Raw genomic sequence first — 899 nt, 5'->3', positions numbered from 1 at the left:
CATTGCCCCAGCGTGTATTCCATCGCCTGTCGAGTCAGCGAGCCTTTCATCACCTTGCCGACGTTATTGTCCAGCCAGGTTTTGAGCTCCGCCAACAGGGGCATGCTACGTGTCTGCCGTGCCTGATAACGCTCGGCATCACTGCGCTCCTTCTGCTCCCGCTCGATGGCATAGAGTTTACCTATGTACCCCAATGCTACATCGGCCAGGCCAGTACTGGCTTTGCTCTTACCTTTGTCTTTACCCTTAGGTGCAGCTCGGGTCGCTTCGATGAATTTGCGCCGANCATAGAGTTTACCTATGTACCCCAATGCTACATCGGCCAGGCCAGTACTGGCTTTGCTCTTACCTTTGTCTTTACCCTTAGGTGCGGCTCGGGTCGCTTCGATGAATTTGCGCCGAGCGTGATCCCAGCAGCCAATCCGTGTCAGGCCGCTCTCTTTGCACACCTGGCTATAGCCGGAATAACCATCGGCCTGCAGTATGCCACTAAAGCCCTCCAGCAGACGCACAGGAACGCTTCCGGCGCGCGACGGATCGTAGGCAAATAGCACAGAGGAGCGGCCCGGCGGACCACCGCGGGTCACCCACATCCATTTGTCCGATTGCGCAGTTTTGCCCTCTTCTTTGAGCACCTGGATCCGCGTCTCGTCGGCTTGCAGGTACGTCGCGTAGTTCTGCTCCTCGCGCAGCAGGTTCATCAATGGCTGGAATACCTCATCCAGCCGGATGATCCAGTGGGCCATGTTGGTGCGGCTCACCTCCTGCCCCAGGCGCTTGAACATCTGCTCCAGACGGTACAGTGGCAGGCCATCAGCATACTTAGAGGTAATGATGTAGCCCAGCAATGACGGCGTGGCGATACATTTGCCCAGCGGGTGTACGGGGCGGTTGGCCGC

The 899-nt window shown here is 57.8% G+C and carries 1 protein-coding gene; it reads right to left on the bottom strand.

Annotated elements, in window-relative coordinates:
* On the bottom strand, positions 1-899 hold an 899-nt coding region (tnpC, locus tag ACYVG7_RS00005), incomplete at both ends, for an IS66 family transposase (RefSeq protein WP_460881212.1).

The sequence above is a fragment of the Pseudaeromonas pectinilytica genome (assembly GCF_054780855.1).
The sequence above is the reverse complement of the archived record's forward strand: the minus strand, read 5'-3'. Positions and strand labels throughout refer to the sequence as shown.